We start from the raw sequence: 6,200 nt of genomic DNA, 5'->3' as shown, positions 1-6,200 counted from the left end.
TCCATGCTCGCCGCCGTCTCCTGCAGGTTGCTCGCCGCCTGCTCCGTGCGCGCGCTCAGGTCCTGGTTGCCCGTGGCGATTTCCGCGCTCGCGGTGTTCATGCCGTCGACGCCTTCCCGGATCTCGCTCACGATGCGCGCGAGCCCGCTCTGCATGCGCTCGATACCGGCCAGCACGCGCGCCGTCTCGTCGCGCCCCAGGGCCTGCACCCGGGTGCTGAGGTCACCGCCGGCCACGCGTTCGATCGCGCGCGCCGCTTCGCCCAGCGGGCGTGTGATGCTGCCGCTGACGACATAACCCAGGCCCAGCGCGAGCACCAGCACCGCCAGCGCGGCCAGCACCGTGGCCCACATGGCCTGTCGCTGCAGGCGGGCCAGCGCATCGACCATGCCGTCCACGCGCACGCCCACCGCGTTGCTGATCTCGATGAAAGCCTCGTCGGCCGAGCGCACATCGGCCTTGGCCGGCTCCATGGCGCCGTTGGCGCGCCAGGGGTCGTTGATCTCGCCGCGCGTGATGGCCACGTGGATGGCGTTGACCGCCTCGCGGTACTTCGCGAGGCCTGAGGTCATGCGGTCGAGCGCGGCCTGTTCGTCCGCCTTGAGGCCGGGGCGCAGCTCGGCAAGCTGGGCCAGGCCGGTGCTCACCTGCTGCTGCCAGGCCGTGTGGTAACGCTGCAGGGCCTCTTCGTCCGCCAGGTTGAGGAACAGGTCCTTCTCATAGCGCCGCATGTTGCCCACGGCGGCGCGCACGTCGCCCAGCGTGCGCAGGGCGGACACTTCCACCTGCACCAGCTGCTGGCTGGCCGCCACGGCACGGTCCAGGCTGAAGAGCGCCGAGAGCGCGACGGTGAGAATGCCCAGCGCGCACAGCGCCAGCAGCAGCGCGAGCTTGGCGCGCACGGAAATGTAGGAGAGCCAGTTCATGGGGGGGGATCTTTGCAAGAGGGTGGGCGACAACGCCGTCGCCCTTGTTTCCTGCTTCGACGCCCGTCCGGGCTTCTTGAGCGCCTTTTCCCAGTCGCCCCGACCGACGGGGCCATTCATCAAACGGTCACGCGCCTGCGTCAGAAACCGCCAAGGCCCGCGCCAGCGCGGCGCGCGCCAGCAGGCGCGTAGAGTCCAGCGTGGGCAAGGGCGAGTTCGCGTCGCTCATGATCAGCGGGATCTCGGTGCAGCCCAGCACCACGGCATCGCAGCCCTGCGCCTGCAAACCCGTGAACACGGCCTGGAAGCGGGCGACGCTCTCGGGCTTGAAGATGCCGCAGACCAATTCGTCCATGATGATGCGGTCGATCTCGTCGCGCTCGACCACGCTCGGCCGCACCGCCTGCACGCCCACCGCCGCGAGCTTCTCGGGATAGACCTCGCTGTCCACCAGCCAACGCGTGCCGGTGATGCCCAGCCGCCGATGGCCCGCCCGCACCGCCGCCTGCGCCACCACCTCGGCGATGTGCAGCCACGGCAACGGCGAGCGCGGCTCGACATGTGGGAAGGCCTGGTGGATGGTGTTGTCGGGACAGATCAGAAAGTCCGCCCCCGCCGCCGCGAGCTTGTTCGCGGACTGCAGCATGAGCTCGCCCACGCCGCGCAGATCGCCCCGATCGAGGCAGTCCACGTAGTCGGCGAGCGAGATCGAGTGCAGCGAGATTTCGGGGTGCGCGTGCGGCCCGAGCAGGGCCGCGCCTTCGCTGCAGAGGGTGCGGTAACACAGGGCCGCCCCTTCGGCGGAGCAGGCCACGATGCCGATGTGCTGGGTCTGGTGCATGGCTCATTGTATAAACGATGACTTATGAACAAGAACCTCTGGCTGCTGGCCGGCGCACAAGGCCTTTTTCTCACCAACAACGTGGTCTTCATCGCCATCAACGGGCTGGTGGGCCTGGCGCTGGCGCCCCTGGGCTGGATGGCCACGCTGCCGGTGATGGGCTACGTGGTGGGCGGTGCGCTGTCCACGCCCCTGGTGGCGCGCACGCAAAGCGCTTTCGGTCGAAAGGCCTCGTTCCAGATCGGCCTGCTGGTGGCGCTGGCCTCGGCCCTGCTGTGCGCCTGGGCGGCGATGGACAGGAACTTCTGGCTGCTGGTGGCCGCCACCGTGATCGCCGGCTACTACAGCGCCAACGGCCAGCTCTACCGCTTCGCGGCGGCCGAACTGAGCGCGCCCGCGTTCCGCGACAAGGCGGTCTCGCTGGTGCTGGCCGGCGGCCTGATCGGCGCGGTGCTCGGCCCCAACCTGGCGGTGCGCACCAAGGACTGGCTGGGCGTGCCGTTCGCCGGCGCCTATGTGGCGCTGGCCGTGGTGGCCGTGCTCTCCATGGGGTTGATGGCCTTTCTGCGCTTCCCGCCAGCGCCGCCCGTCGCCGCGGGTGCCGACCGGGGTCGGCCGCTCTCGGAGATCGTGCGCCAGCCGGTGTTCCTCGTCGCCGCCGCCGGTGCGGCGCTGGGCTACGGCGTGATGAACCTGCTGATGGCCGCCACGCCACTGGCCATGCAGGTCTGCGGCTTCGCCTTCGACGACGCGGCCCTGGTGCTCGAATGGCACGTGATCGGCATGTTCGCGCCGGGCTTCTTCACCGGCCACCTGATCGCGCGCTTCGGCACGCTCACCATCATGGGCGTGGGCGTGTTGCTCAATCTCCTGTGCATCGCGGTGGCGCTCTCCGGCGTGGACCTGCACCAGTTCCTGATCGCGCTGTTCCTGCTCGGTGTGGGCTGGAACTTCCTCTTCACCGGCAGCACCACGCTGGCGCTGCAGGCCTACCGGCCCGAAGAAAAGAACCGCGCGCAGGCCGCGATCAACTTCTGCGTGTTCGCCACCATGGCGCTGACCTCGTTCGCCTCGGGCGCGCTGGTCACCACCCAGGGCTGGCAATGGCTCAACATCGGCTCGCTGGTACCGGTGGGCCTCACCGGACTGGCCCTGATCTGGCTTGCCTGGGTGCGCCGCCAGGCCCACAATCCCGCCTGATCGCGCGCCCATTTCGGGCGCCACCACAGGGAACACGCCATGGGACTTCTGGATTCATTGATCGGCGCCGCCGCCGAGGCCGCTTCGGGTTCGCTGCAGGGCCAGCAACGCAGCCCCACCGCCAACGGCCTGCCAGGCGGGCTGGATCCGCAGATGCTGATCGCCCTCGTCGGCTCGGTGCTCGCGAGCTCGGGCGGGCTGCAAGGCCTGCTGGCCAAACTGCAATCGGGCGGGCTGGGCGACGCCGTGCAATCGTGGATCGGCACCGGCGCGAACCAGCCCGTGTCGGGCGATCAGCTCGGCAGCGCGCTCGGCCCCGACCTGATGGGCATGATCGCCTCGCAACTCGGTGGCAGCCCCTCGCAGGCCTCGGGCACGCTGGCCGACCTGCTGCCCGGCCTGATCGACCAGCTCAGCCCCAAGGGGCAACTGCCGGCCGACAACGACCTGGGCGGCCTGGGAGGGCTTGGCGCCCTGCTCGGGGGCGGGGGTGGCCAGGCCGGCGGCGCTGGCGCGGCCGACCTGATGGGCCTGTTCGGGCTGACACCGCCCCGCCAACCCTGAACCCGCCGCTCAGGCCTGCGCTGGCGCGATCATGTCCAGCCAGGCCTTCAGGGTCCCATACACGGCCGAGGGATCGGCCTCGTTGAAGATCTCGTGGTACAGGCCCTCGAACACCTGGGCGTGCACCTTGTCGCGCGGTGCGGCGGCCGCAAACGCCTTGCTGCCCGCGGGCCGCACCAGGCTGTCGGCGCCTGCGTACATGAGCAGGGTGGGCACGCGCCATTGCGCGGCGGCGGCGATCACCGCCGGCCCGTTGCTGTCGATGAACTGCGCCAGCCGCGCGGTGATGCGGTCGTGCACCAGCGGGTCCTTCTTGTAGGCCTCCACCACCGCCGGGTTGTGCGAAATCTTGCTCGCGTCCAGGCCGTTGGAGATCGCGAAGTTGGGCGCGAAACGGTAGAGCAGGGAGATCAGTTTCTTCTGCAGCGCGCCGATGCCCGCGTCCAGCGCCGGCGATGACAGCACCAGCGCGTCGACGGGCGCCATGCGCCGCTGCACGAAGGTGGAGGCGATCAGCCCGCCCATGCTGTGACCCATGAGGATGAGCGGACAGGCCCAGGGTTCGGCGATGTGGTTGCGCGTGTCCTCCAGCACTTCGGCGAGGTCATCGAGCAGGGTGTCGTCATCGGGCAGCACGCCGCGCGCCCCACCCGACTCACCGTGCCCGCGCTGGTCGTAGGCGCGCACACAGAAGCCCCACTCGTTCAGGCGCTGGGCCACCGGGTCGTAGCGCCAGGCGTGTTCACCTAGCCCGTGCACGATGAGCACCACCGCGCGCGGGCGCCAGCGCATCGGCAGCGGCCAGTCGAACAGGGCCAGGTTCAGGCCGTCGCGAAGGGTGAAGGGCGCCTGGGTGGTGTCGGACATGATGCGGCGGGCTCAGGGCATGCGGGCCATGACCTGGGCCACGGTCGCGGTCAGGCGCTGCGCGTAGTCCAGGTGCAGGAACTCGTTCGGGCCGTGCGCGTTGCTCTTGGGCCCGAGCACGCCGCAGACCATCATCTGCGCCGTCGGGAAACCCTTGCTGAGCATGTTCATGAGCGGGATGGTGCCGCCCTGGCCGATGGTGCCGCAGCCGGCGCCGAAGTGGGCCTGCGAGGCGTCCTGCAGCGCCTGCTCGAACCAGGGCGCGGTGGCGGGGGCGTTCCAGCCGCTGGCCGCGCCCTCGCCCTCGAAGGTCACGCGCGCCTGGTAGGGCGCGTTGTCTTCCAGCAGGGCCTTGAGCTCCTGCACGGCGGACGGCGCGTCCACCAGCGGCGGCAGGCGCAGGCTGAGCTTGAAAGCGGTGTAGGGCCGCAGCACGTTGCCGGCATTGCGCATTTCGGGGAACCCTTCGGCCCCGGTGACCGACAGCGTGGGCCGCCAGGTGCGGTTGAGCAGCGCCTCCACCGGGTCGGTGGTGGTGGGCAGGGCGAACACGGTGGAGCCCCCGCAGTCGTGGTGCGCCCAGGGGAAGCGCTTGTAGATCTCGTCACCCAGAATGGCCGCCGTGGCGCGCGCCTGCTCGATGCGCTCGGCCGGCACCTCGCAATGGAAACGCGCCGGCAGCAGGCGACCGGTCGCACTGTCCTCCAGCCGGTCCAGCACCTGGCGCATGATGCGAAAGCTCGAAGGCACCAGGCCCGAGGCGTCGCCCGAGTGGATGCCTTCGGTGAGCACCTCCACCTTGAGCACACCGCTGGCCATGCCGCGCAGGCTGGTGGTGAGCCAGAGCTGGTCGTAGTTGCCGGCGCCGCTGTCGAGGCAGATCACCAGCCCCACGTCACCCAGGCGCGGGCGCAGCGCGTCCACATAGGGCAGCAGGTCGCCGGAGCCGCTTTCTTCGCAGGTTTCGATCAGCCCGACGATGCGCGGGTGCGCCACGCCCTGGGCCTTGAGCGCCTTGAGCGAAGCCACGCTGGCGTAAACCGCATAACCGTCGTCGGCGCCGCCGCGACCGTAGAGCTTGCCGTCGTCGATCTTGGGGGTCCAGGGACCGAGGTCGTTGCGCCAGCCGGTGAACTCGGGTTGCTTGTCGAGGTGGCCGTACATCAGCACGGTCTGGCCCGAGGCCGGGGCGGGTGTGCCGTCGCGCCCGGCACTGGCCGGCACGTCGAAGAACAGCACCGGCGTGCGCGGGCGGCCTTGCGCGTCGTTCAGGCGCACGACCTCCAGCTGGAGACCGTCCACCTGCTGGGCCCGCACCCAGTCGGCCGCGCTCTGCAGCACGCGTTCCAGCAGGCCGTGGGCGGCCCAGTCAGGATCGAAGGCGGGCGACTTGGCCGGCACCTCGATGTAACGCGTCAGCTCGGGGATGATGCTGCTCGCCCAGCTCGCCTCCACATGGGCCTGCAAGGCGGCCGGGTCCAGCGGGGGCGAAGCGTGGGGCAGGCGTGCGTTCATGGCGTCGGTCTCCGGTGCGCGGGCGATGAAACACCGGCGTTCCGGGACGGACGTCCCCCCGGTCGGTGCAGGGGAAACAGTATAGGCACGCCCGTGGCTTGTGCACCGTGCCAGAACCCGGGTTCGGCCCCTGGCGCGCGCCGTCGCGGCGACCAGCGGCTCTCTTTGGCTTACAGGCGGAAGGTCTGCACGACACCGGCCAGGCGGCGGGCCTGGTCCTTGAGGCTTTCGGCGGCCGCCGCGCTCTCTTCCACCAGCGCCGCGTTCTGCTGCGTCATCTGGTCCAG

The 6,200-nt window shown here is 70.2% G+C and carries 6 protein-coding genes and 1 pseudogene; 2 read left to right on the top strand and 5 right to left on the bottom strand.

The window, feature by feature from the left end:
• Both AC07ZS_RS29500 and AC07ZS_RS29495 read right to left on the bottom strand, forming a co-directional pair.
• Positions 1-926: HAMP domain-containing protein (locus AC07ZS_RS29500; protein WP_494801985.1), on the bottom strand; the 926-nt coding region annotated here is incomplete at its 3' end.
• A gap of 127 nt (positions 927-1,053) precedes the next feature.
• On the bottom strand, positions 1,054-1,767 hold the full coding sequence (locus tag AC07ZS_RS29495; RefSeq protein WP_494801984.1) for an aspartate/glutamate racemase family protein: 714 nt from the start codon (positions 1,765-1,767) through the stop codon (positions 1,054-1,056).
• A 24-nt stretch (positions 1,768-1,791) separates the two neighbouring features.
• Here AC07ZS_RS29495 and AC07ZS_RS29490 point away from each other — a divergent pair, with 24 nt between their 5' ends.
• Together AC07ZS_RS29490 and AC07ZS_RS29485 are read left to right on the top strand one after the other, a co-directional pair.
• Positions 1,792-2,967 (top strand): MFS transporter, encoded by a 1,176-nt coding sequence (locus AC07ZS_RS29490; RefSeq protein WP_494801983.1) that lies wholly within the window; start codon positions 1,792-1,794, stop codon positions 2,965-2,967.
• A 39-nt stretch (positions 2,968-3,006) separates the two neighbouring features.
• Positions 3,007-3,531 (top strand): YidB family protein, encoded by a 525-nt coding sequence (locus AC07ZS_RS29485; protein WP_494801982.1) that lies wholly within the window; start codon positions 3,007-3,009, stop codon positions 3,529-3,531.
• A 9-nt stretch (positions 3,532-3,540) separates the two neighbouring features.
• Here AC07ZS_RS29485 and AC07ZS_RS29480 read toward each other — a convergent pair whose 3' ends face one another.
• The 3 genes and pseudogenes from AC07ZS_RS29480 to AC07ZS_RS29470 all read right to left on the bottom strand — a co-directional run.
• On the bottom strand, positions 3,541-4,398 hold the full coding sequence (locus AC07ZS_RS29480; protein ID WP_494801981.1) for an alpha/beta hydrolase: 858 nt from the start codon (positions 4,396-4,398) through the stop codon (positions 3,541-3,543).
• 12 nt (positions 4,399-4,410) lie between these two features.
• Positions 4,411-5,913: a M20 family metallopeptidase gene (locus AC07ZS_RS29475; RefSeq protein ID WP_494801980.1), complete on the bottom strand. Its 1,503-nt coding sequence runs from the start codon at positions 5,911-5,913 to the stop codon at positions 4,411-4,413.
• A gap of 170 nt (positions 5,914-6,083) precedes the next feature.
• Positions 6,084-6,200, bottom strand: a pseudogene (locus tag AC07ZS_RS29470) (methyl-accepting chemotaxis protein); the annotation flags it as partial.

The sequence above is a fragment of the Hydrogenophaga sp. GW456-12-10-14-TSB4 genome (assembly GCF_059424305.1).
Note: the sequence above shows the minus strand (reverse complement) of the source record. Positions and strands in the feature narration are given on the sequence as shown.